21 protein-coding genes are annotated in these 22,780 nt (G+C 57.9%); 9 read left to right on the forward strand and 12 right to left on the reverse strand.

What is annotated here, in order from left to right; genetic code table 11:
* Window positions 1-12 precede the first annotated feature (12 nt).
* From epd to fba, 5 genes are all read left to right on the forward strand, one after another.
* Window positions 13-1,068, forward strand: coding sequence for an erythrose-4-phosphate dehydrogenase (gene epd, locus BB029_RS02760; RefSeq protein ID WP_065938159.1), 1,056 nt, complete (start codon window positions 13-15; stop codon window positions 1,066-1,068).
* Window positions 1,069-1,085: 17 nt separating this feature from the next.
* Window positions 1,086-2,249, forward strand: a complete 1,164-nt coding sequence (locus BB029_RS02765; protein ID WP_027606038.1) for a phosphoglycerate kinase — start codon at window positions 1,086-1,088, stop codon at window positions 2,247-2,249.
* A 29-nt stretch (window positions 2,250-2,278) separates the two neighbouring features.
* The gene (locus BB029_RS02770; protein ID WP_065938160.1) at window positions 2,279-2,506 is read left to right on the forward strand and encodes a hypothetical protein; all 228 of its coding nucleotides are present in this window, start codon (window positions 2,279-2,281) and stop codon (window positions 2,504-2,506) included.
* A 60-nt stretch (window positions 2,507-2,566) separates the two neighbouring features.
* A complete protein-coding gene (locus BB029_RS02775) occupies window positions 2,567-2,899 on the forward strand; it encodes an MliC family protein (RefSeq protein WP_065938161.1) in 333 nt (110 codons plus the stop codon).
* 234 nt (window positions 2,900-3,133) lie between these two features.
* The gene (gene fba / locus BB029_RS02780) at window positions 3,134-4,198 is read left to right on the forward strand and encodes a class II fructose-bisphosphate aldolase (RefSeq protein WP_003177554.1); all 1,065 of its coding nucleotides are present in this window, start codon (window positions 3,134-3,136) and stop codon (window positions 4,196-4,198) included.
* Between the two features lie 106 nt (window positions 4,199-4,304).
* On the opposite strand, the gene BB029_RS31755 is transcribed toward fba, so the two are convergent.
* The 6 genes from BB029_RS31755 to BB029_RS02790 form a co-directional block, all read right to left on the reverse strand.
* Window positions 4,305-5,522, reverse strand: coding sequence for an MFS transporter (locus BB029_RS31755; protein ID WP_256558119.1), 1,218 nt, complete (start codon window positions 5,520-5,522; stop codon window positions 4,305-4,307).
* Window positions 5,506-7,107 carry a carbamoyltransferase C-terminal domain-containing protein gene (locus tag BB029_RS31760; RefSeq protein WP_218188791.1) on the reverse strand — a complete coding sequence of 534 codons (1,602 nt, stop codon included), beginning with the start codon at window positions 7,105-7,107 and terminating at the stop codon, window positions 5,506-5,508. Before BB029_RS31760 ends, BB029_RS31755 begins: the two co-directional genes overlap by 17 nt.
* Window positions 7,108-7,121: 14 nt before the next feature.
* A complete protein-coding gene (locus tag BB029_RS31765) occupies window positions 7,122-7,742 on the reverse strand; it encodes a SagB family peptide dehydrogenase (protein ID WP_168166792.1) in 621 nt (206 codons plus the stop codon).
* Window positions 7,711-8,217, reverse strand: a complete 507-nt coding sequence (locus BB029_RS32705) for a hypothetical protein (protein ID WP_141696502.1) — start codon at window positions 8,215-8,217, stop codon at window positions 7,711-7,713. Before BB029_RS32705 ends, BB029_RS31765 begins: the two co-directional genes overlap by 32 nt.
* Before the next feature lie 825 nt (window positions 8,218-9,042).
* Window positions 9,043-9,369, reverse strand: a complete 327-nt coding sequence (locus tag BB029_RS02785; protein WP_065938162.1) for a fructose-bisphosphate aldolase — start codon at window positions 9,367-9,369, stop codon at window positions 9,043-9,045.
* A 200-nt stretch (window positions 9,370-9,569) separates the two neighbouring features.
* Entirely contained in the window at window positions 9,570-10,235 is a 666-nt protein-coding gene (locus BB029_RS02790; RefSeq protein ID WP_065925486.1) for a polysaccharide lyase family 7 protein, read from the reverse strand.
* A gap of 308 nt (window positions 10,236-10,543) precedes the next feature.
* Here BB029_RS02790 and BB029_RS02795 point away from each other — a divergent pair, with 308 nt between their 5' ends.
* The 3 genes from BB029_RS02795 to BB029_RS02805 are packed head-to-tail and all read left to right on the forward strand — an operon-like array spanning window position 10,544 to window position 13,509.
* Window positions 10,544-12,649 (forward strand): bifunctional diguanylate cyclase/phosphodiesterase, encoded by a 2,106-nt coding sequence (locus BB029_RS02795; protein WP_065938163.1) that lies wholly within the window; start codon window positions 10,544-10,546, stop codon window positions 12,647-12,649.
* A 43-nt stretch (window positions 12,650-12,692) separates the two neighbouring features.
* Window positions 12,693-13,193, forward strand: a complete 501-nt coding sequence (locus tag BB029_RS02800; protein ID WP_065925484.1) for a M48 family metallopeptidase — start codon at window positions 12,693-12,695, stop codon at window positions 13,191-13,193.
* Between the two features lie 19 nt (window positions 13,194-13,212).
* Complete coding sequence (locus BB029_RS02805) at window positions 13,213-13,509, forward strand: helix-turn-helix domain-containing protein (protein ID WP_053128093.1); 297 nt, start codon at window positions 13,213-13,215, stop codon at window positions 13,507-13,509.
* 119 nt (window positions 13,510-13,628) lie between these two features.
* Here BB029_RS02805 and BB029_RS02810 read toward each other — a convergent pair whose 3' ends face one another.
* Window positions 13,629-14,081 carry a GNAT family N-acetyltransferase gene (locus tag BB029_RS02810; RefSeq protein ID WP_065938164.1) on the reverse strand — a complete coding sequence of 151 codons (453 nt, stop codon included), beginning with the start codon at window positions 14,079-14,081 and terminating at the stop codon, window positions 13,629-13,631.
* Between the two features lie 200 nt (window positions 14,082-14,281).
* Between BB029_RS02810 and BB029_RS02815 the strand changes: the two genes are divergently transcribed.
* On the forward strand, window positions 14,282-15,019 hold the full coding sequence (locus BB029_RS02815) for an ABC transporter substrate-binding protein (protein WP_065938165.1): 738 nt from the start codon (window positions 14,282-14,284) through the stop codon (window positions 15,017-15,019).
* Between the two features lie 42 nt (window positions 15,020-15,061).
* On the opposite strand, the gene yccS is transcribed toward BB029_RS02815, so the two are convergent.
* From yccS to BB029_RS02840, 5 genes are all read right to left on the reverse strand, one after another.
* The gene (gene yccS, locus BB029_RS02820) at window positions 15,062-17,245 is read right to left on the reverse strand and encodes a YccS family putative transporter (protein ID WP_065938166.1); all 2,184 of its coding nucleotides are present in this window, start codon (window positions 17,243-17,245) and stop codon (window positions 15,062-15,064) included.
* 220 nt (window positions 17,246-17,465) lie between these two features.
* Entirely contained in the window at window positions 17,466-18,644 is a 1,179-nt protein-coding gene (locus BB029_RS02825; protein WP_065938167.1) for an NAD(P)/FAD-dependent oxidoreductase, read from the reverse strand.
* A gap of 158 nt (window positions 18,645-18,802) precedes the next feature.
* Window positions 18,803-20,140 carry an ATP-dependent RNA helicase DbpA gene (dbpA, locus tag BB029_RS02830; RefSeq protein ID WP_235865629.1) on the reverse strand — a complete coding sequence of 446 codons (1,338 nt, stop codon included), beginning with the start codon at window positions 20,138-20,140 and terminating at the stop codon, window positions 18,803-18,805.
* Window positions 20,141-20,269: 129 nt separating this feature from the next.
* The gene (gene mdtD / locus BB029_RS02835) at window positions 20,270-21,697 is read right to left on the reverse strand and encodes a multidrug transporter subunit MdtD (RefSeq protein ID WP_065938168.1); all 1,428 of its coding nucleotides are present in this window, start codon (window positions 21,695-21,697) and stop codon (window positions 20,270-20,272) included.
* Between the two features lie 36 nt (window positions 21,698-21,733).
* Window positions 21,734-22,624, reverse strand: a complete 891-nt coding sequence (locus tag BB029_RS02840) for an alpha/beta fold hydrolase (protein WP_065938169.1) — start codon at window positions 22,622-22,624, stop codon at window positions 21,734-21,736.
* Window positions 22,625-22,780: the final 156 nt, after the last annotated feature.

A 22,780-nucleotide genomic window follows, 5' to 3' on the forward strand; every position in this document is an offset into this window, starting at 1 on the left:
ATCGAGAACCCCATGCCCCAACCGCGTCCTTACAAAGTTGCACTCAACGGCTACGGCCGCATTGGTCGTTGCGTCTTGCGTGCTCTGTTCGAGCGAGGGGCGGCAGCCGGGTTTGAAATTGTCGCGATCAACGACCTGGCCGACATGGCCAGCATCGAATACCTGACACGCTTTGACTCCACCCACGGCCGCTTTCCCGGCGAAGTGCGGGTCGAAGGCGATTGTCTGCATATCAACGGCGACTGCGTGAAAGTGTTGCGCAGTGCCACCCCCGAGGGCATCGACTGGGCGGCGCTGGGCGTCGACCTGGTGTTGGAATGCTCCGGTGCCTATCACACCCGTGCCGATGGCCAGCGTTTCCTCGACGCCGGCGCACCGCGTGTGCTGTTTTCCCAGCCGATGGCCAGCGAGGCGGATGTCGACGCCACCATCGTCTACGGCATCAACCAGGATTGCCTGACCGGCAGTGAGCTGCTGGTGTCCAACGCCTCCTGCACCACCAACTGCAGCGTGCCGCTGTTGCGCCTGCTGGATCAGGCGATCGGCCTGGACTACGTGTCGATCACCACCATCCACTCGGCGATGAACGACCAGCCGGTGATCGACGCCTATCACCATGAAGACCTGCGCCGCACGCGCTCGGCGTTCCAGTCGGTGATTCCGGTATCCACCGGTCTGGCGCGCGGCATCGAACGCCTGCTGCCGGAACTTGCCGGGCGAATCCAGGCCAAAGCCGTACGGGTGCCGACGGTGAACGTGTCCTGCCTGGACATCACCATGCAAACCGTCAGCGATACGGATGCGACGGAGGTCAACCGGATCCTGCGCGACGCCGCCACCCGCGGCCCGCTCAAAGGCTTGCTGGCCTACACCGAGTTGCCCCACGCCAGTTGTGATTTCAACCATGACCCGCATTCGGCGATTGTCGATGCCAGCCAGACCCGCGTTTCCGGCCCGAGGCTGGTGAACATCCTGGCCTGGTTCGACAACGAATGGGGCTTTGCCAATCGAATGCTGGATGTTGCGGAACATTATCTGCATATCGCCTCTAAACAACCTCAACAGTAATTCAGGAACTGCCACCCATGACCGTGTTGAAGATGACCGACCTCGATCTGCAAGGTAAGCGCGTACTGATTCGCGAAGACCTCAACGTCCCCGTCAAGGACGGTGTTGTCACCAGCGATGCGCGAATCCTGGCCTCGCTGCCGACCATCAAGCTGGCCCTGGAAAAAGGCGCGGCCGTGATGGTCTGCTCCCACCTGGGTCGCCCGACCGAAGGTGAGTTCTCCGCCGAAAACAGCCTCAAGCCGGTAGCCGACTACCTGAGCAAGGCCCTGGGCCGTGACGTGCCGTTGGTGGCTGACTACCTGGGCGGCGTCGACGTTAAGCCTGGCGACATCGTGCTGTTCGAAAACGTGCGCTTCAACAAAGGCGAGAAAAAGAACAGCGACGAACTGGCCCAGCAATACGCCGCCCTGTGCGACGTGTTCGTGATGGACGCGTTCGGCACCGCCCACCGTGCCGAGGGTTCGACCCACGGCGTGGCCAAGTTCGCCAAGGTGGCGGCTGCCGGCCCATTGCTGGCGGCTGAACTGGAGGCACTGGGCAAGGCCCTGGGCGCTCCGGCCCAACCGATGGCGGCCATAGTTGCCGGCTCCAAGGTGTCCACCAAGTTGGACGTGCTCAATAGCCTGAGCCAGATCTGCAACCAGTTGATCGTTGGCGGCGGCATTGCCAATACCTTCCTGGCGGCAGCAGGCCACCCGGTGGGCAAGTCCCTTTACGAGCCGGACCTGCTCGACACCGCCCGTGCCATTGCCGCCAAGGTCAGCGTGCCGTTGCCGGTGGACGTGGTGGTTGCCAAGGAGTTCGCTGAAACCGCCGAAGCCACCGTCAAGCTCATCGCCGACGTGGCCGCCGACGACATGATTCTGGACATCGGCCCGCAAACTGCAGCCAACTTCGCAGAGCTGCTGAAAGCCTCCCAGACCATCCTGTGGAACGGTCCGGTCGGCGTGTTCGAGTTCGACCAGTTCGGCAATGGCACCAAAGTGCTGGCCAAGGCCATCGCAGACAGCTCGGCATTCTCCATCGCCGGCGGCGGCGACACCCTGGCGGCCATCGATAAATATGGTGTTGCCGACCAGATCTCCTACATTTCTACCGGTGGCGGTGCATTCCTTGAATTCGTCGAAGGCAAAGTCCTGCCCGCCGTTGAAGTGCTGGAAACCCGGGCCAAAGGCTAAGGCTCGTGATCCGGAAAAGGAGTATTCCCATGATCAAGTCGTTGGCAATGCTGATCGCGGTGGGCCTGTTGGCCGGCTGCGGCAGCACGCCAAGCGCAGCGCCGGCGGCAGGCAAACCTGCCACGGAGCAGAAAAAAAGCTGCTACCAGGCTGACTGGCAAGCCGAGACCATGCCGGTGATCAACAAGCGCATCGGCAACGAACGGCTGGAGAAATACGACTCCGCGCCCAACGGTCAGGAACAGGGTTGCCCTTGACGGGTCTGATCAACTAACCGACGGCATCGGCGGCCTTTGGCCCCGCTGCGAGGATTGGCAATGAAAGGCGTTTTCGCCCTGGCAGCCCTGGCCCTACTGGCCGGTTGCAGCAGCATGAACATGTTCAACAAGGCACAGCCTGCCGATAAGTGGACCACCTGGACCTGTGACAGCAAGGCCGAGGTCAACTGGCGCTTCGCCAACCAGGCCCGCAGTGAGGTGGATGTACGCCTCGGCGGTTCCGACCAGGTTTATCGCCTCAAACAGGACGTTGCCGCCTCGGGCGTGCTGTACAGCAACGACCAGTTGGCGTTTCACACAAAAGGTGAGGAAGGCCTGGTTTACTGGGTTGCCACCGACGATTTGATCGGGCGCGGCTGCAAGGCCCAATAAGATTTCAAATTTGATGAGATCCAAATGTGGGAGGGGGCTTGCCCCCGATAGCGGTTTGTCAGCACCCCCATGTGCTGACTGAGCCACTGTCATCGGGGGCAAACTCCCTCCCACATCAGCAATAACGATTCAGCACGCCAGGCATGCAAAGCCTGACCTGCAATAACTTGAATAGCAGCCGCCGCTACGGCAGGCTTGCACGATTAACGACCCTCGACCGGGAGAGACAACACAATGGCACTTATCAGCATGCGTCAAATGCTGGACCACGCAGCCGAGTTCGGCTACGGCGTCCCAGCCTTTAACGTCAACAACCTTGAGCAGATGCGCGCCATCATGGAAGCCGCTGACAAGACCGACTCCCCAGTGATCGTCCAGGCTTCGGCCGGTGCGCGCAAATACGCCGGTGCCCCGTTCCTGCGTCACCTGATCCTCGCTGCGATCGAAGAATTCCCGCACATCCCGGTGTGCATGCACCAGGACCACGGCACCAGCCCTGACGTGTGCCAGCGCTCCATCCAACTGGGCTTCAGCTCGGTGATGATGGACGGCTCCCTCGGCGAAGACGGCAAGACCCCGACCGACTACGAGTACAACGTACGCGTAACCCAACAAACCGTGGCCATGGCCCACGCCTGCGGCGTTTCGGTTGAAGGTGAACTGGGTTGCCTGGGCTCCCTGGAAACCGGCATGGCCGGTGAAGAAGACGGCATCGGCGCCGAAGGCGTGCTGGATCACAGCCAGATGCTGACCGACCCGGAAGAAGCCGCCGACTTCGTCAAGAAGACCCAGGTCGACGCCCTGGCCATCGCCATCGGCACCAGCCACGGCGCCTACAAGTTCACCAAGCCGCCGACCGGCGACGTGCTGGCCATCGACCGCATCAAGGAAATCCACAAGCGCATCCCTAACACCCACCTGGTGATGCACGGTTCTTCCTCGGTCCCGCAGGAATGGCTGGCGATCATCAACCAGTACGGCGGCGACATCAAAGAAACCTACGGCGTGCCGGTTGAAGAAATCGTCGAAGGCATCAAGTACGGCGTGCGCAAGGTCAATATCGACACCGACCTGCGCCTGGCGTCCACCGGCGCAATGCGTCGCCTGATGGCCACCAACCCGAGTGAGTTCGACCCGCGCAAGTTCTTCGGCGCGACCGTGACCGCGATGCGTGATGTGTGTATCGCTCGTTACGAAGCGTTCGGTACTGCGGGTAACGCTTCGAAGATCAAGCCGATCTCGTTGGAAGCGATGTACCAGCGTTACCTGAAAGGTGAGTTGAACGCTAAGGTGAACTAAGCCTCAGGCGTTAAAAAAGAAGCCCGCAGCGATGCGGGCTTTTTTTGTTTTTGATTAGGTAAGTTTAAGAGGCAGGAGATTCGCGGGATAATCGTTTGATTCTGCACTAGCTGACAGGTGCGTGCGATTGTTTTCTGTACAAATATAAATAGACCGCAATGGACAGCGATGCAGTTAAAAGTGCCATGCCCGCAGCCACAACAAAAGGTGCTGGGCGACCACCTGCGATTATTAGCATTGTTCCTAAAGAAGGTCCCGTTATAACGCATAGTATTTGGATGCTTCTGAAAGACATGGATACTCTTCCGATATTGTCAGTAGGGCATAATTGCTGAAGGATTATATTTGAAGATATTATTAGCGTTTCATAACCGAAGCCATTCAAAAACCAAACCAATGGATAGAGATAGGCTCTTCCAGGTAATTGGAAAAATACTAAAACTGCGGTCAGGATTAATGCGGTAGAGAAAACAACTAATGCGCTGGACCGAAGAAGAATCTCATCGAAATTGCTCAATTTGAATTTCATCAGCAATGCGGCACATATTGCACCTCCGGCTGTTGCTGAGACGATTATTGAAAAATTAACTGGAGGTAAACCTTCATAGGCTAGAAAGGACGCCAAATGTGGGTCGTAAATTCCTAAAGCCAGCGATGTAAGCAGGGAGTACAAAAAACCTATGCGTAGTTGAAAGGGCAAGGCATTGAATATAGAGAGTCCTCTTGTAATGTCGCGATAAAGTGGCAGGGCGTTGGTAGCGGTGCCATTCATTGGCGTTCGGAATGCCAGGCAAATAGACCTTAGGAGTGGGAAGGTTAATAAAACGGCGACTGCCGAAAAAAAGAATAAATCCTTAGGTGATAATGCTGCCGTTAACAAGCCTGCAAGTAACGGCGCAAAAATTTTGGAAGATTGATCAAATACACTTACGTGGCTGAAAAAAGATTTGCGCTCCTCGGCATGTATCAGTTGCCGAACTATAATGGTTATCGAAGGAAAGTAAAATAAATTTGACACACCTTTGAAAATGACGAAAAGCAAAAAGCTCTGAAGATCTGGAGACACTGCTAGCCCTACGGTAGACAGTGTGCGGAGTAAGACGCCGGATACTAGTGTTTTCCTTACGTCATATCGATCTATCAGCGTTCCTACGATAGGACCTAGAAACAACATAGGGGCGCCCAGGCAAAAAGCCAAGAACGCTATTGATGAAGGAGAGGCATGCCATAGATAAACGGGAACCGTAAAGATTAAAAAAATATCAAGCCATAGTGAGAAGCTGGATAGCGCTTGCACGCAAATAAGCTTACTTGACGTTTTCATCAGGTCGATCTGAATGTAGGAAAAGTGTGTCTTCAAATACGAAGCCGTCGAGTTCATGTTCACTGGCGAATCGATACAAGTCGCTAAGTCTATTTATAAAGCCGCGTCCGTTAAAGTTTAAGGAGGTGTTACAAAGTACGCCGACTCCTGATATAGCACGATAGGCGCTTAGCAGTTGATGTATACGAAAATTTTGCAATTCATTGACTGATTGAGGACGCGCTGAGTTATCAACGTGCGTCACCGCCGGAATGCTGGCTGAAATGACTTTACGAAACTCCAGCATGTAGGGTGAGGGGTTAGACGGGCAGAAATATTCAGCCATACATTCTTCTAAACATATCGGTGCTATAGGGCGGAATCCTTCGCGCCTCTTGATTTTGTTCAACTTAATGAGATTTTCTCTAGGATAGGGCGCCGCTAATATTGAGCGATTTCCCAGTGCTCTAGGACCCATTTCATATCTGCCCTGCACCCAACCTAATATGCAGCCTTCATGAAGTAATCGCGCTACACGTCTCGTCTCATAGGGTTCACTAATGAAGGTGCCTGTGTTATCTGTGTCAGAATGTGATAGCTCCCCTGCATAGGGTGACCAAGTTACTTTGGCAAGTCCTTTGGTATGCAGTAATGCATCAATCGCAGTTCCAATTGCAGACCCGCTGTCGTTTGTGCACGGAGGAATAAATACATCAGAGAATAGTTGTGTCTCTTTCCATTTTGAGTTCCAGTCACAATTTAATCCGCATCCGCCAACAATTAATAAAGGTGCGTCATCAAAGACCAGTAGCTGTGCAAAATCACGAAACAGATTGAAAATTGCGTTTGAAAGATGATATGCAAGTGATGCAAATCGAGGGTTGTTGAGTCCAATATTGTAATATGCACTTTTACGGAAATGGTGCTTGTGAAGCTTTCTAAAGTCTATGTTCTTGTCGACTAGGGTGGTTATTATGTGTCTGGCGTCCTCGTCAAGATTGCCATTTTCTCCATAAGCGGCAAGTGCCATGAGTTTGCCTGCATCACTTAAACGAATTTGTCCCGCTCCAAGATTAAAAGTAGGATCTGCGAGCGCATATAAAAAAGCAAATCTGTCCCCGGGGTTTTCAAGTGCACTACCTAATTTGGTAATGTTTACGTTTTCATCAATTCGATAGAATGCACCGAAATAGCCCTCCCAGAGCAATGCATAGCAAGGCTGTCCTTGTGGAAAGGGTGAAAGCCCGTATCCGCATAAAAGGTGTGAGCGCTCATGTGAGGATGAAAAATAAGTGACATTATGACCAAATATTGAACGTTCTTGATGAATAATCTTCTTTAGTCCTGAATAGCCTGCACCAATGATGTCACTTTCTGAGTTCAGTCCTCTACTCCAACCGCTCTGAGCTACTATATCCACGGGTTTGTTAATCATGTGAGAAACTTTCAGTAGTGCGTCAGGTGTCACGCTTGAAAATCGAAGGCCGTTATCTTTTTCTGCTTCTACAGAAAACTCCAAGTGGTTCCCCACAATTAGGGCTACCGCCCCGTCATGTCCATCTTTAAGGCCAAGTATTACAATGTCATTATTTTCTCCATTGACCATGCTCAGTCCCCTCATTAGATTCCGTCGAGTAGTTCTCTAACTTCTGTGGTGTACGAACTACCCGTTCCATTCCCCGCACCCACCAAAAAAATGACTTGCTCTGAAGGAAGGTTGACCTCTAAAAGTTCATTTATTTCTTTGTCATGAAAGTAACCGGTCAGCCAAGGATGTAAGCCAAGCGCCGTAATTAATAAATTTGCTGTTTGTGATAAATGTCCAACGTCCAGCAGCATTGGGCGATAGGCGCGGGAGTGGGGGTATTTCCACCAAAGCTTGTCAAAGCGAGAAGTAAAAAAAATTGCGAATGCTAAGTTGTTTGCCCAGTGCTGGCCACATAAATAAGTAGATATTACTTCAGGCGGAAGGTCGCGTACCTTCTCCAGAGTATGCTGTTCACTTATATAATGATAAATGCCGGGGGCAAGATCCTCGACATTTCGCACCCATACATAACCCTCCGTCGCTTGTAAGCCTCCGGCCGAAGGTGATGTTCTTCTGAAACCGAATTTTTGAGCGCCAATCGGAGCGTCGTAATCGGTCTCTTTCTTATCCGCTAAAGTTCCATACAGTATGGTTGCCAGTGATAATATTGATACTGAAGTGTCAAAAAAATCTCGGCAGGTATGACGCGCCAAAAGCGTCTCCCAAAGACTCGCTATTTTTAATAGCCGAAAGGTTTGGAGGTGGTAGTAATGTCTTTTCTCCTCCTTTTATCAAAGAAATATTTGGTTCGTTTTTATGAATTGACTTGCAAAAGTTTAAGTAGCTTTTGGCATATTCAATGTACATTTCAGGCTTGTCTGGGGTTGGCGAATTCGGGTGAGATGTCCCAATATGGAATATTTTTGATAGCACGTCCCAGCCCCATTCATCGGCTGGTTTCACTTCATACAGTACCCCGGAGGTGTCTATGGATATGTCATCAGCTGTATCCGATACGAAATCGCCTGCGGAAAAACTCACTAACCGCTCAAATTCTCTTGTGCTTATTTGGTATTGGACGTGATTTCTATAGTCCCACAAATAAGCTGCGCCATCTTTAAGCACTAAAAATATGTCGTTCGAGAGCCATTTTTTTTTCGCAGTACACATAGCCGCCTGACCACCCATGAGTGAGGTTCATTTTTAGTGGCTGCCTGGGCCGAAGCCCAGGCGGTACATCATTATTTAATCGCTAGCTTTCTGCTATTAGAAGCTTCGATAACGCTACCCCCATCGTTGGGAATAAATTTGTAGTGAGGTACAGTCACCGTCTTAATTGAGAAGTGAGGGGTCTGGTACGCGTCGTTTGACTGATTGTTGAGCGTCGGTTCTATAATTACACGTTTCATATATAGTTCCTCTGTGTTGGTGTCTTCGCAGATTTGCGATGCACTTAAACCGTATGAGGGCTTATTATGAATGTCAATTTCTGTTTTTTGAATTGTATTGTTTTTCAGCTGAGTCTTTGTGTGTTTTTGTAGGGGGTTGTCGGATAGTTCTGATTGGTATTTCCTACATCTCGCTCCATCGCGGATATCTAAAAATACTGATTAATACACAAGGCGGTAACATCCAGTTGCACATATGCCGAAGATTCGGTTGTCGTTGTGGTTCACATGTTTTTCTTCGCGGGTGCTCAATTTAGAGCGTTCAGTCGGGGGCACCAAGTGCGGCGTATGGAATGTCTACGTTGATATTGGCCTGTATCTGGGGTTTACCCTCGTGGCCGTGAACGCCGTACTGGGGGTAACTCCTCGAAGATCCAGCCGATCTTTCAGGGAGCGCTGTACCAGTGCTCAGCAAAATCTAGTACAGCGCTTAAATCCTGAGCAACAGGCATAAAAAATCCGGAGTCTGATAAGAACTCCGGATTTTCCGGCTGCTTGAGGATTAGTCAACAATCCTTAAGTGAACAGCATTGCGCGTTACTGCAGGCTTGTTGTTAGGATTTGATTACCCCGCGGGTGGGGTATCAAAGCCTCGCCGCTCAATCACATGAAAGACATCGCTCACGTCCTGCACCAGAATGCTTGCGGTATTGGCAACGTTATTCAGATCACGCTCGGCGAAGTCCGGCAGGCTGGAGCAGGCGATCAGATTGAGGTCTTCAAGGGCGGCGTTGAGGCGTTCACGCAGGCAGGCGTGGAGGTCGCTGTCGATTAACAGCACCGGGTAATCGGTGGCAGTTTCGGTGCAGGGGGTGAAATGACGGGGTGGCAGCTGTGTGCGGGTTCGCAGACCGAGGATACGAGGAACCCGGCAGGCCCGAAGGTCTCCCATACACAGCCATCATAAAATAAACGCTGGGCGCAACAGCGCTCGTCGTTTAGCGGGATGGCGGGGTGTCAGTCGCGGGAAGTAGTGGCTGACACTCCGCCATCGCGGGCAAGCCCGGCTCCTACAGGGCTCGTGGCTGTTCAGAGGTGGGAATAGTCTCTGACGCCATCGGACAATGCCTGCTCGAATCGAGGCCGATCCGTTCACTCGTGATCAATATCCAACTTCGCAAACGTCACCTTCGCGCCTTCCTTGCTGTCCCCGCTGTTGTCCTGCACATAAGCGCCCGCCTTGAAGTACAGCGGCTTGGCGGCCCACGCCGCACCAATGCGCTCGTTCCATTCGCTGTCGGCGGCGTACACGCTGAGCAGCCCGGCTTTGTTGAGGTTGATCACGTAGGTAAAGCTTTTCTCCAGCGGCACATTGGACGCGACGATGATCACGCGGCTTTCATCTTCATCCGGGCGCATGCGCACCTTGGCGACGATGTTGCCGGTCTGGGTCTTTTCCTTGAACTGGTATTCGAGCTTGATCAGCGGTTTCTGGCTGTCGTAGGCGTGGATCTGACCGATGACGATCTTGCCGCTGGAGGGCACCTGGTTGACCGCGAGGGTGGCGCGCAGGAAGTTGTCGGCTTCGGGGTAGGTCCAGTTGCGCAGGCGGCCGTCGGCGTAGGTTTCGCGCAGTTCGCTGCGCGGGTACACGGCGTTTTCGGTGCGGGTGCCGGTGACGGGTGTCCAGAATTGCACGTTGCTGCCTTCGGCCTGGAAGTATTGGTCGTTGAAGCCGCTGAGCAGCCTGGGTGTGTCGATGGTCGCGGGGGGAGAGCCGACCGGAATGCTCAGGTTCCAAGTGGAGAGGTCGATCATGGCGTTGGCCTTTTACAGGGGGTGAAGGCTTTGGCCCGGGGGCCTGACAGGTTCTTTATAGGCGGTGGTCGGCCAGTTGTTAAACACTTGCTGGCAATTTATTGGCGCCAAGGGAATGCCAAAAAGCCATGTTTCCCATGAACCGTGGGCTGTAGAGGTTGACCGTTAGTCGGCTGACTGAACTTTGGCGCAATGATGGCATCCACGTCACTTCTGATTTTCAGGATCCGGGGCTAGAGTGAGGCCTCAATGTTTGTCCGGGTTTTCTCTCAGAAGTGACCGGAGTAGACCCAAGGAAGAGACCTAGCATGGAATGCGTTCCACCTCATGGCGATGGCAGTTCGGTTCTTCTGGTGGTCGATGACTACCCGGAAAATCTGATCAGCATGCGTGCACTTCTGCAACGTGATGATTGGGTGGTGGTAACGGCCGCGTCCGGGGTGGAAGCCCTGGAGTTGCTGCTGCAGCATGAGGTCGACCTGGTGCTGCTGGATGTGATGATGCCCGGCATGGACGGTTTCGAAGTCGCGCGCTTGATGCGCGGCAGCCAGCGCACGCGCATGACCCCGATCATCTTTCTGAGCGCCAACGCTCAATCCCCCGCCGCCGTGCTGGAAGGCTACGCCAGCGGCGCCATCGACTACCTGTTCAAGCCCTTCGACCCGCATGTCCTCAAGCCCAAGGTCCAGGCGTTGCTGGAGCACCAGCGCAACCGCCGGGCCTTGCAGCGCCTGAGCCATGACCTGGAGTCCGCCCGGGCGTTCAATGCGTCGGTGTTGGATAACGCCGCCGAGGGCATCCTGGTGGTGAGTGAAGAGGGCATGATCGAATACGCCAACCCGGCGATTTCGCGCCTGCTCAATGCCACAATCCAGGAGCTGCAAGGCCAGGAGTTCCTGAGTTTCCTGCAAAAGCCCCACGTGCCCGTCTGGCTGGAATCGCAGATGTACGCCGGCTACCGCCGCGGTGAGACCTGGCGCCTGCATGATGCGCTCCTGCGCACCGGCCGCGGCCAGCAGGTGCCGGTGGCGTTGTCCTCTGCGCCGCTGCCCGCTGAACAGAAGGCCATGGTGGTGACGGTGCTGGATATGTCCGAAGTGCGTCACTTGCACCAGCAGCTGGAGTTCCAGGCCGTGACCGACCCGCTGACCGGTCTGCTGAACCGGCGCGGTTTTTACCAGGCGGTGGAAAACACCTTATCGCGCAGTGAGCGGACAGAGCAGTCCCTGGTGTTGCTGTACCTGGACCTCGACGGTTTCAAGCGGGTCAACGATTCTCTGGGCCATGATGCCGGCGACCGTGTATTGCGCTGGGTCTCGGAGCAATTGCAGGGCTGTCTGCGTTCCTACGACATTATCGGCCGCATGGGCGGCGATGAATTCACGGCGTTGCTGGAGCTGGAGTTTCCGGAGCAGGCGGCAAAGATCTCGGAAAAACTGATCGAACGCGTGTCGGTGTGCCAGCAGGTCGACGGTTTGGATGTCATGCTCGGCGTCAGCATCGGCATTGCCACCTTCCCGGATTGCGGCGCGGATTTGAGTGGTTTGCTACGTGCGGCCGACATCGCCATGTATGAAGCCAAGCGCGCCGGCCGTCAGCAATATCGCTATTACGACCAGGAAATGAACGGCCGCGCCCGCTCGCGGTTGATGCTCGAAGACAGCGTGCGTACAGCGATTCAAAACAAGGATTTCACCCTGGTCTATCAGCCCCAGGTTTCGCTGGTGGATGGGCGTTTGCGCGGCGTTGAGGTGTTGTTGCGCTGGCAGCACCCCAGCGTCGGCGATGTGCCGCCGGGGCTGTTTTTACCTTTGCTGGAAGAAGCACGGCTGATCAGCCAACTGAGCGCATGGATTTACCAGCAGATCGCCGCCCAGCGCCAGGCGTGGCAGGCCGCGTTCGACGATGAATTGGTGCTGAGCGTGAGCCTGAGCAGCAGCCAGTTCAATATGCCCAACCTGGTGAATCAACTGCAGCAGATGCTGGATCGCTATGGGCTGGAGGGGTACCAGTTGGAGGTGGAAATCGGCGAGGACTGCCTGATGAGTAACCTGGAAGAGGGCGCCAAGCAGCTCAAGTTGCTGCGCCGTATCGGGGTGCGTATCGCCCTGGATGACTTCGGTTCGGGACAGTGTTCCCTGGCGCATTTGCGTGACCTGGCCTTCGATACGCTCAAGCTTGATCCGCAATTGGTTGCGCGGCTGCCGGGCTCGGTGCGGGACGCGGCGATGGCGCGCAGCATTATCGAGCTGTGCAGGCATTTTGAGGTGGTCGTGGTGGCCGAGGGCGTGGAAACCCAGGAGCAGGCCCAGTGGCTCAAGGCCCAGGGTTGCCCGTTTATCCAGGGGCCGTGGGCGGCGCAGCCCTTGATGGCTGAAGAAGTGGTCGACTGGTCACGCGCCCGCACGCACTGAATTCGCTACACTGGCGCCCATCCGAATCCTGTTGCAGACCCCAATGACCGCGCTGAAATACCTCCAGGCCTACCCCGCTGCCCTCCAGGAGCAAGTGCGCCAACTGATCGCCAAGGACCAGTTGGGCGCCTACCTGGAGCAGCGTTACCCCGATCGCCATGGGGTGCAGAGCGACAAAGCCCTGTACGCCTATGCCCAGGCCTTGAAGCAGGAACACCTGCGCAACGCGCCGGCCATCGACAAAGTGCTGTTCGATAACCGCCTGGACCTGACCCACCGCGCCCTGGGCCTGCACACCACGATTTCACGGGTGCAGGGCGGCAACCTCAAAGCCAAAAAAGAGATCCGCATTGCCTCGCTGTTCAAAGAGGCCGCGCCGCAGTTCCTGCGCATGATCGTGGTTCACGAGCTGGCGCACTTCAAGGAATCGGACCACAACAAAGCGTTCTACAAACTCTGCGACTACATGATGCCCGGCTACCACCAGGTGGAATTCGACCTGCGGGTGTACCTCACGTATCGCGACCTGCAGGGCAAGCCCTGACCGCACAAGGCGACCAACCATGGATGTGAGCAAGACCAAAAGCAGCTTCTACCGCCGGCTGTACGTGGCGTACCTGATCGACAGTGGGCTGGCCAGCAGCGTCCCGGCGCTGACCGACGTCACCGGCATGCCCCGGCGCACTGCGCAGGACACGATTGCGGCGCTGGCGGACCTGGATATTGTGTGTGAGTTCGAGCAGGAGGATGGGGCCCGCAACCATGCCGGGCATTATCGGATTCGCGATTGGGGCGCGATTGATCGGGGGTGGATCGAGGTGAATCTCAGCCAGATCAAGCGGGTTCTGGATTATCCCTGAGTTCAGCGGTGGCTGGGCCGGCGCTATCGGGAGCAAGCCCCCTCCCACAGTTTGAACGGTGAATACATTCAAATGTGGGAGGGGCGGTGCGACGATTCGACTTGCTCCCGATAGCGGCCTCAAGCGCGCCGCATCCCGATATGTGGAATGTCATCCTCCAGGTATTCCTCACCCGCCACCACAAACCCATATCGCCCGTAATACCCCTGCAGATGGGCTTGGGCTGACAGGAAGATCGGCGTCTCAGGCCAGATCTCGTCAATCTGCCTGAGGGTTTCTTCCATCATCTGGTGCCCCAGCCCGGCGCCCCGTGCAACCGGCGCCACGATCACGCGGCCGATCACCACGTCGCCGCCCTGGGACTCCGGGTCCAGCAGGCGCAGGTAGGCCACCAGCTCGTCGTCTTTCCAGGCCATCAGGTGATGGGTATCGCCCGCCAGGTCTTGCCCGTCGATATCCTGGTAGACGCACTTCTGCTCGACAACGAAGACCTCGCCGCGCAAACGCAAAATGGCGTAGAGCTGCTCCTTGCCCAGGTCGGTGTGATGTTTACAGACCCAATCGACTGTCATGGTGTGTTCTCACTTGAATGTCTGTTCTGGATAGTAAGCGCGGCGGACGACTCTGTCTAAATCGACTATTTTTGTGAATGAAATCAATTTGCCATCATTGAGTGCTCTCGACGTCCGTTTCTTTGTGTAATCTGAGCTAATGTTAGAACCTCAGGCCCTGCCTGAGCCAAGGCCACCGCCCGCCGCCAAGGATTTTGAGCATGCCGCGATTGTCTCGTGCCGTTGCTTTGATTGGAGTGTTGTTGCTGGCGACACCTGTGTTCGCACAGCGTCTGCGCCTGGTCGCGGATGCCTGGCCACCGTTTACCGATGCCACCTTGATCAACGGTGGCCTGGCCACCGATATAGTCACCACGGCCTTGGCCCGTGCGGGCTATGCCAGTGACTTCGAACAAGTGCCCTGGGCGCGGGCGCTGATGGGGGTGGGCGACGGGCGCTATGACGTGCTGGTCAACGCCTGGTACGACGAGGCCCGTACACAATTGGGGCAGTTTTCCGGCGAATACCTGCTCAATCGCGTACGTTTCATCAAGCGCCGTGACGATCCCATCGAGTTTCAGAACCTGGAGCAGTTGCATGACTATCCCATTGCCGTGGTGCGCGGTTATGCCTATTCGGCGGCGTTCGATGGGGATGGGCAGTTGCAGAAAGTGCCGGTGCATAACTTCGCCATGGCGGTGCGCATGCTGGCGGCGCAGCGGGTGCGGTTGACCGTGGAGGATGAGTATGTGGCGCGCTATTACCTGTCGCGCGAGTCGGTGCGGGTGCGCAATGCGGTGGAGTTTCTGCCCACGCCGCTGAGCGAAAACAGCCTGCATATCCTGGTCAGCCTGAAGAACCCTGAGCATGCGCAGATCGTTGCCGGTTTTGACCGCGAGATTGCCAGGATGAAGGCGGATGGCAGTTATGAGCGGCTGATGAAGGCCCATGGCATGTAGGGCCTGTGCGGGCCTCATCGGGGGCTTGCCTCCGATAGCGACCTAAGCCGCGCTGGTATCTTTGATCAAATGCGCCGCCAAGGTGCGCAACGGCCCCAATTGCCGGCATATCAACGCCAACTGCGTCTGCACCAACCGCTGCCCTTCATCAATCTCATCCGGCATCTGCTCCAGGTCCGCCGCCAGGGCCTCCTCGGCATCGCTCTGAATCGCAATCGGCTGCTTGTTCGCCAGCCCGGTGGCGATTTCGTCAATGCTCGCCGCCAGGCTATTGCCGGCGCCATCGATCAAGTGCGCGCGCACCTCGGCCGGCAGTTGGGTTTCGCGGTGTGCTCCGAGCCCCGACAGGTAGCTGAGCAAGGTGTGCGACAGCACCAGGAAGCGGAAGCCCACGTCCGCTTCCTTACGGAAATGCCCCGGCTCCATCAGCATATTGGCCAAGGTGGTGGACAGCGCCGCATCGGCGTTGTGGGCATTGCGCCGGGCCAGGCGGTAGGCCAGGTCGTCGCTCTTGCCAGCGGCGTATTGCTGCATGATCTGGCGCAGGTAGATGCTGTTGCAGGTCAGGGTGTTGGCCAGCACTTTGTTCAGGCGCCGGCCTTGCCAGTCCGGGAGGAACAGGAACACCGCCAGGCCCGCGATCAGGCTGCCGAGCAGGGTATCGAACAGGCGTGGCAGGAACAGTCCGTAGCCATCGCCCACCTGGTTGAAGCAGAACAGCACCATCAGGGTGATCGCCGCCGTGGCCAGGGTGTAGCGGGTGGTGCGGTTGATAAAGAACACCAGGCCGGCGGCGATGGCGAACATCGATTGCACCAGCGGGCTTGGGAACAGGTCGAACAGCGCCCACGCCACGGTGAGGCCGATGGCGGTGCCGATGATCCGCTGGCCGAGCTTGCGCCGCGTGGCACCGTAGTTCGGTTGGCAAACAAACAGCGTGGTGAGGATGATCCAGTAACCCTGGGAGGCGTGGATCGCATGCAGCATGCCGTAGCCGACGGTCAGTGCCAGGGACAGGCGCAGCGCATGGCGGAACAGCAGCGACGTCGGCGTCAGTTGCGTACGCAGGCGCGTCCACATTTCCTTCAGGTTGCGTGGGGCGCGGTCCAGCAGGTTGCTGTCGGTGGCGTCGGCCAGGGCGTCGGGGTTGCTGGCGTCGCCGAGCAGGCGGTCGAGGGTGGACAGGTTGGCCGCCAGGGCGCGCAAGGAGCGCAGCAGGCCGCGCCAGGCCGGGTTGCTCTGGATGCGCAGGTGTTCCAGGGAGGCGTTCAGGTCGCCGAGGGCTTCGGCGAAGCTGTCGTCATAGATGAACGGCTGACGCAACTGGATCGACTCGGCCAGGGACTGGCAGGCCTTGCCTTGCTGGCGCAACAGGCGTTGGCAGCGGAACAGCACATCGCTGTGGAAAAACGCATCCGCCAGGGCGTTGTAAGGATAGTGAGAGGAGCTGGCGCGTTCGTGGATGTCCTGGGCCAGGAAGTACAGCTTGAGGTAGCGACTGACCTTCGAGCCGGGTCGGCCATTGCCGACGCGGTGCAGGATGATTTCCTTCGCCGCATTCAGCGCCGCCACCACCCGGCCGTTTTGCTGGGCCAGTTCCAGGCGGCGGGCTTCCACGTCCAGTTGGCGAATCGGTTCGAACAACGATGATTTGAGCTTGAGGTAACGTCCCAGTTCGCGGAACAACCGCGCCAGGCTCTGCTGCACCGGCTGGTTGGAGAACAGCGCCTGCCACAGCACCGATAACGCGCCGTACCAGGCGGCGCCGGCCACCAGCAGCAACGGCTCATGCCAGAAATCACTGACGGCGCCGCCGCGCTGGTCCACACCGATCATGGTGTAGACCGACAGAATCAAGGTGGCCGAAGCAATCGCACCATAGCGTTCGCCCAAAGCGCCGAGCATGGTCAGGCAGAACGTGGCCAGGGCCAGGGAGATGGCGAAAATCCAGGGGTAGGGGAACAGCAGCTCCACCGACAGCGCGGCAATGCTGAAACACACCAGCGTCACTGCCAGGGCGTTGAGGCGACCTTGCCAGCTGTCGTCGGTCTCGGCCAGGGCGCTGGCGATAATCCCCAGGAACAGCGGGATCAGCAGGGTCATTTCATCCTGATACCAGCACAGCGCCATGCTGCCGGTGAGGGCGATAAACACCCGGATGCTGTAGCTGAATTTATCCAGCGCCCACAGGCGCCGCATGGACTGCTTGAACGAGGTCGATGACATGAAGTCTGGAGTCTTCCGGGACGATGCCGCTAAATTGAGCCATCAGTGACGCCACGGCAAGGGTGGTGATCACATCTGGCAGCAAATTATTCCCAGGCATACCGCAAATCAAAATGTGGGAGGGGGCTTGCTCCCGATTGCAGTGTGTCAGTCAGAACATCTATCACTGATACACCGCTATCGGGAGCAAGCCCCCTCCCACATTTTTTACTGCGTCGTGTCAAACAAACTGCGCGGCCGCGTAACCGGAAGCCCAGGCCCACTGGAAGTTAAACCCGCCCAGATGCCCGGTCACATCCAGCACTTCCCCAATAAAGTACAAGCCCGGGCTTTTCAGCGATTCCATGGTCTTGGACGAGACTTCCCGCGTATCCACCCCACCCAAGGTCACCTCGGCCGTGCGGTAGCCCTCGGTGCCCGCCGGCACCAGTTGCCAGCTCGAGAGTTTTTGCGCGATATCGGCCACTTCAGCGTGGGTGTACTGCTTCATCGGCTTGGACGCGAACCAGGTATCCGCCAGCAGATTGGCCATCTTCTTGGTGAAGATTTCACCCAGCAGGGTTTTCAGCTCGCTGTTGGGGCGCTCGACCTGCTGCTGTTGCAGCCAGGTGTGGGCGTCGTGGTCGGGCAGCAGGTTGATCTCCAGCGTGTCGCCGGACTCCCAGTAGGAGGAAATCTGCAGAATCGCCGGGCCGCTGAGGCCGCGATGGGTAAACAGGAGGTTCTCGCGAAAGCTCTGGCCGTTGCAGCTGACCAGGCAATCCACCGAGGTCCCGGACAGCTCGCCACACAAGTCCTTGAGCTGGTCGGTGATGGTGAACGGCACCAGCCCGGCGCGGGTCGGCAACAGCTCATGGCCGAACTGCCTGGCGACTTGATAGCCAAAGCCGCTGGCGCCCAGGGTCGGGATCGACAGGCCGCCGGTGGCGATCACCAGGGATTCGCAGCGCAGTTCACCCAAGGTGGTTTGCAACTGGTAGCCGCTGTCGACCTTGGCGATTTCTTCAATCGAGGTGTCCAGGTGCAGGCTCACGCCGGTCTGGATGCACTCGTCCAGCAGCATGCCGAGGATGTCACTGGATTTGTTATCGCAGAACAGCTGGCCGAGTTTCTTCTCGTGGTACGGCACGCCGTGCTTGGCCACCAGGCCGATGAAATCCCACTGGGTGTAACGGGCCAGGGCCGACTTGCAGAAGTGCGCGTTGTGCGAGAGGAAGTTGGCCGGCTCGGTGTACATATTGGTGAAATTGCAGCGGCCACCGCCCGACATCAGGATCTTCTTGCCGGCCTTGTTCGCATGGTCGAGCAGCATCACCTTGCGCCCACGCCCGGCGGCGGTCAGTGCGCACATCAAGCCTGCGGCGCCGGCGCCAATGATCACAACTTCGGTCGAGCGCAAAACGGTGTCCTCATACAAATTCTGATTTGGAATGCAGTTAATGTGGGAGGGGGCTTGCCCCCGATAGCGGCGGTTCAGTCACATCTATATTGACTGACACTCCGCTATCGGGGGCAAGCCCCCTCCCACATTGGATCTCCATTGGTGCGGAGATCGTGTTACAGGATCCGCACACGCAACGAGCGGCCTTTGATCTTGCCGTCGTTCAAGCGCTGCAACGCCTGCTTGGCGATGCCGCGTTCCACGGCCACGAAGGCCTGGAAGTCGAAGATCGCGATCTTGCCGACCTGGGCACCCGGGATGCCGGCTTCGCCGGTCAATGCGCCGAGGATGTCGCCTGGGCGCACCTTGTCTTTACGGCCGGCGGCGATGCACAGGGTGCTCATCACCGGCAGCAGCGGACCACCGCTTTGCGGCTTGAGGTTGTCCAGTTGGTCCCAGTTCAGCGGCGACTTCTGCAATTGCTCGATGGCCTGGGCGCGATGCGCTTCGGACGGTGCCACCAGGCTGATGGCGATGCCGGTCTCACCGGCACGACCGGTACGGCCCACGCGGTGGATGTGGATTTCCGAGTCGCGGGCCAGTTCGACGTTGATGACCATGTCCAGCGCGTCGATGTCCAGGCCGCGGGCGGCGACGTCGGTGGCCACCAGCACCGAGGTACTGCGGTTGGCGAACATCGCCAATACCTGGTCACGGTCGCGCTGTTCCAGGTCGCCATGCAGGCCGACGGCGGAAATGCCCTTGGCCGTCAGGTGGTCGACGGTTTCCTGCACTTGCTGCTTGGTGAAGCAGAACGCCACGCAGGAGGCCGGGCGGAAATGCGCCAGCACCTTGGTCACGGCGTCCATGCGTTCTTCCGGGGAGATCTCGTAGAAACGCTGCTCGATCTGGTCGTCGGAGTGGAACGCTTCGGCTTTCACTTGCTGCGGCGCGCGCATGAACTTCGACGCCAGCTGCTTGATGCTCACCGGGTAGGTGGCCGAGAACAGCAGGGTCTGGCGGCGCGGCGGGGTCTTGCTGATGATGTCTTCGATGGCGTCGTAGAAGCCCATGTCGAGCATGCGGTCGGCTTCGTCGAGGATCAGGGTGTTCAAACCGTCCAGCACCAGCGAACCCTTGCGCAGGTGTTGCTGGATACGGCCCGGGGTGCCGACGATCACGTGGGCGCCGTGCTCCAGGGAAGCGATCTGCGGGCCGAGGGACACGCCGCCGCACAGGGTCAGGACCTTGATGTTGTCTTCGGCGCGGGCCAGGCGGCGGATTTCCTTGGCGACCTGGTCGGCCAGCTCACGGGTCGGGCACATCACCAGGGCCTGGCAGCCGAAGTAGCGCGGGTTGATCGGGTTCAGCAGGCCAATGCCGAACGCCGCGGTCTTGCCGCTGCCGGTCTTGGCCTGGGCGATCAGGTCCAGCCCCTTGAGGATCACCGGCAAGCTTTGCGCCTGGATCTGCGTCATCTCGACATAACCCAGCGAGTCGAGGTTAGCCAGCATGGCGGCGGACAGGGGCAAAGTATTAAAAGCGGTGGCGATGGTAGTCACGGGACTGGCTCTGCAAAACAAAATGTCGCGCAGTGTACCAGTCTCGTAGGATTTCCCCGCAAGTTCTAGACGAGACGCTGGTTAATGCTCGATATGCTGTTCCGGGCTGGCCGCCCGTTTGCCGTCTTTGGGCGACAGTTGCAGGAAGATCGCCGCTGCGAGCATCGCCATGATGCCCACGGTGAGGAAGGTCAGCTGGAACGCGCCGAGCACCGTGCTCACGCCATCGTTGCCCGATTCGGCGGTAAACCCGCCGAGCAATGCACCGGCACAGGCCACCCCCAGGCTCAGGGACAGTTGCGCCACCACCGACAGCAGACTGTTGCCGCTGCTGGCCTGGGCGTCATCGAGGTCGATCAGGGTGACGGTGTTCATCGCCGTAAATTGCAGCGAGTTGATCGCCCCCAGCACCGCCAGCATGGCCAGCAGCAGCGGGTAGGGTGTCTGCTCGCTGACCAGGCCCATGCTCGCCAGCATGATGCCCAGGGCCAGGGTGTTGCCGGTCAGCACCACGCGATAACCCAGACGCTCGATCAACGGACGCGCCACCGACTTGGCGAACATCGCCGCTGCCGCCAGGGGCAGCATGCTCATGCCGGCCTGGGACGGCGAGTACCCCAGGGCCACTTGCAGCAGCAACGGCACCAGGAACGGCAAGGCACCGCTGCCCAGGCGCGCGAACAGGTTGCCGAGGATGCCCACCGCAAACGTGCGGGTCTTGAACAGCGCCGGTGAAAACAGCGGGTTATCGATATGCCCGGCGCGCAGCCAGTACGCCGCCAGGCACGCCAACCCGCCGAACAGCAGCAGCATCACCCGCAGGTGCGGCAGGTGCAGCTCGCCCAGGCCTTCCATGGCAATGGTGATCAGCACCATCGCTGCGCCGAACAATAGAAAACCGAGGCCATCGAAGCGTGTGCGCTCGCTGCCGCGCAGGTCGGGGATGAATTTCCACACGGCGTAGCAACCGATCATGCCCACCGGCAGGTTGATCAGGAAAATCCAGTGCCAGGTCAGGTATTGCACCATCCAGCCGCCCATGGTCGGGCCGAGCAAGGGCCCGAGCAGGCCGGGGATGGTGATGAAGCCCATGATCCGCACCAGTTCGGAGCGGGGGTAGGCACGTAGCACCACGAGCCGACCGACCGGCAGCATCAGCGCACCGCCGAGGCCCTGGATGACCCGCGCGCCCACCAGCATGGTCAGGCTGCTGGACAGGGCGCACAGCAAGGAGCCGATGCTGAACAGCATGATCGCGCCGAAGAAGATTTTCTTGGTACCGAAGCGGTCGGCGATCCAGCCCGAGGCCGGGATCAGCAGGGCGACGGTGAGCATGTAGGCGATCACCACCCCTTGCATGCGCAGCGGGTTTTCCGCCAGGTCCCGGGCCATGGCCGGCAGTGCCGTGTTGAGAATCGTCCCATCCAGCGATTGCATGAAGAAGGCAATCGCGACCACCCAGGGGAGCCAGCGGGCGGTCTTGGCATCGAGAGGGGCACGATCTGGCATGGGGTACCTTTTTGTTAGCCGGCTATGTGTTGGCGATTATGCGCCATCCGTCGCTCCTTTTCCCACTGGCGGTTCGTCTAAATCCGACAGCGCCGCGTGCTCGCCCACCAGGAAATCCAACAGCGCACGGTGCACCGCCAAAGCCGCCTCGCGGGACTCCAGGTCGAGTAAATGCCCGGTGTGTTCGGCCACGGCAAAGCTGCTGCGGCCGACGTAGTGCTTGAACAGTTGGGCATCCGCGGCGGGGGTGTATTCGTCCAGCGTGCCGTTGAGAAAGTGCACCGGGGTTTCGATCTGGCGCAGTGCCGGCAAGTAGTTGCCATCACCCAGGGCCAGGACCTGGTGGATATGAAAGCGCGCCTGGCGGTACTCGGTGGTGGCCATGTTCGACAGGTGCCGATGATTGTTGCGCTTGAGGCGCGGCGACAGGTATTTGCCGACGGTCTCGTTCAGCAGGTGGCCGACGGCGGATTTGTCATCGGCCTCGATCAGCACCCGCACGCGCTCCACATAGTCGAGCATGGCCTGGTTGAGGTTGGGCGCCAGGGCCATCACCACCGAGCTTTCGATCGACGGCGGGTTGTGCGCCAGGGTCAGCAGCGTGGAAATACCGCCCCAGGAGGCCGAGACCAGGTGGTTGACCTGGAAGCGCTCGACCAGGGCGCGCAGGATTTGCACCTCGTCATCCTTGGTCACCAGATCCAGGTCGGTGTTGTGTTCGCGGGAATAGCCCGAGAAGGGTAGGTCGAACAACAACACATTGAAATGCTCGGCCAGGCATTTACTGGTACGGGCGAATGAGCGTGTGGTGGACAGTGCGCCATTGACCATCAGGATGGTCTTCTTTTCCGAATCGTTTCCCAACTGCTCAACATGAACGTTGTAGTGCTTGAACAGCTTTTCTATGACAAAACTTCCATGGTTCATGTCAACGCTCCAGCTTGCCCTTCCCGGGCAAGGTCGTGCTCTCGTGGGTGAGGTGGCGGGGTGCCACTAACCGTTATAACGAGGTTTTTCGCAGGCGACAACAGGCTGCCCGTGCAGACTGGTAGGAAGAGAATTTACGGTAGGAAGGGCTGAAAC

It is taken from the genome of Pseudomonas sp. S3E12, from assembly GCF_001702295.1.
Classification (GTDB): domain Bacteria; phylum Pseudomonadota; class Gammaproteobacteria; order Pseudomonadales; family Pseudomonadaceae; genus Aquipseudomonas; species Aquipseudomonas marginalis.